Origin of the sequence: Pseudoflavonifractor phocaeensis (assembly GCF_016901735.1) — a bacterium.
Lineage (GTDB): Bacteria > Bacillota > Clostridia > Oscillospirales > Oscillospiraceae > Pseudoflavonifractor_A.
In genome coordinates this window covers 1-1,757 of the sequence record NZ_JACLZC010000131.1, presented here as the reverse complement: position 1 = coordinate 1,757, position 1,757 = coordinate 1, and the positions used below count along the sequence as shown (strand labels likewise).

At 58.6% G+C, this 1,757-nt stretch carries 1 protein-coding gene; it reads right to left on the bottom strand.

The window, feature by feature from the left end; translation table 11 throughout:
- Positions 1 to 1,757: AAA family ATPase (locus H7U37_RS14750; RefSeq protein ID WP_243414338.1), on the bottom strand; the 1,757-nt coding region annotated here is incomplete at both ends.

Genomic DNA, 1,757 nt, shown 5'->3' with positions numbered 1-1,757 from the left:
CCGCCCATGTTGCGCTTGGCGTTCTGTACCGTCCTCTCGGATATTCCGGCTTCGGCTGCGGCCTTTACAAGGTCCTCGCTGGCAAGCTCTTTCCCGTCTGCAAGCAGGTCAAGTATCAGCCGTTCCGCCTGTTCGGTCTTGGTGGCGGTGTTGCCGCCCGCGCCGGACAGCAGCTCGTCGGCGGTAATGTCATACTCGCCTATCCACGAAAAGCCCGTTTCCGGGTCAAGGCAAAAGGCTATGGGCTTACCCTCCGGCGCAAGAGAAGATTTGTCATGGACGATAACGCGCACATTCGGTTCCCGTTTCACGCGCCCGATCAGCAGGACGCTCCTTGCTGCGGCGCGGAAGTCGATGGAGCCTAAACCCCGGTAGGCGCTCTGTCCTCCGGCGGCTTTGTTGAGGTGTCCGATTAGGATAACGGCGCACCCGGTACGCTCGGCAATCTCGGCAAGGCGGCGGAACATGGGGCGTATCTCGTTGGCCTTGTTCATGTCGGTTTTCTCGCCCACATACGCCTGTATGGGGTCAAGGATAATCAGCCGCGCCCCGGTCTGTCGGATAGCTCTCTCTATGCGCTCATCGGACAGGGAAAGCCCCTGCTTGCTCTCGTCAATGACAAGAATGCGGTCAAGGTCTGCTTCGGCTTCCATAAGGCGGGGCTTGATGGTGTCGCCCAAACCGTCCTCGGCAGTCTGGTAAATCACATTGAACGGCTCATGCACTGCCATGTGGGGGAACGGCTTGCGGTTGGTACAAGCGGCGGCAAGGCGTAGGGCAAAGGTGGTCTTGCCCTCGCCGGGGTTGCCCTGCACAATGGTTACTTTCCCAAAGGGGATATACGGCTCCCATAACCATTCGACGGTCTGCGTGTCCACCTCGCTCATGCGGATAATCTCAACGGTTTCTTCCTGCGGCGGCTCTTTCAAGCCGTAGACCGCTTCTCGCAAATACTTCCCGTCTGTGATTTCTGCCCGGTGCTGCAATACCTCGTTCCAATCCTTGAAAAGAGGGATAAGCCGGTGGACGGTGTAGCCCTCCGGCATGAGCTTCACAAGGCGGCTGCAAGCGTCGTTTCCGGCTTCGTCGCTGTCAAGGCAGAGATAAACGGTCTTGATGTTCGGACGGTCAGAGAGAAAGCGGAGCAGGGCTTTTTCTCCCACGCCGCCCAATGACAGGTAGCTTTGCTTCTGCCAATCCTTTTTGAACAGGCAGAGGAAAGAAAGCAGGTCAACGGGGGCTTCAAAGACAAACACTCTTTCGCCCTCGCCCCGGTAGCAGAAGTTAAAGGCTTTGTCGCTGCCTTTCACATCAAGCCGGAAGTTTCCCGCCGTTCCCTTGCTGTGGGCGTAGCGCGGCATTCCGTCCTCGTCCCGCCCCACGAATACGGCGTTGTGGTGGGCTGCGTCCTCGTAAATATCGCCGCTGGCAAAGAAAAAGCCCGTCACATCTTCATCAATGCGGCGGGCGGCTGTGAGGTAGTTCCTCGCTGTTCGGTTGTCGGGGCTGCGGGGCGGTAGCCGGAAGTCGGAGAGGGGCGCGGAGCTTGGTCTATCCGGCGGCGGTGCGGCTCCCTTTTCTTCTGTGAGAAGTTCAACGGCTTCGGTAAAACTCTTGCCAAAAAACTCCATGACAAAATCAATGGGGCCGCCGCCCTTGCTCTGGCTGTGGCGATACCACTTGTTGCCCCGGACGGTCAAGCTGTCGTGCCGTTTCCATCGGTATTCATTCCCGGCGCGGGTAAGCTGCTCGCCCTG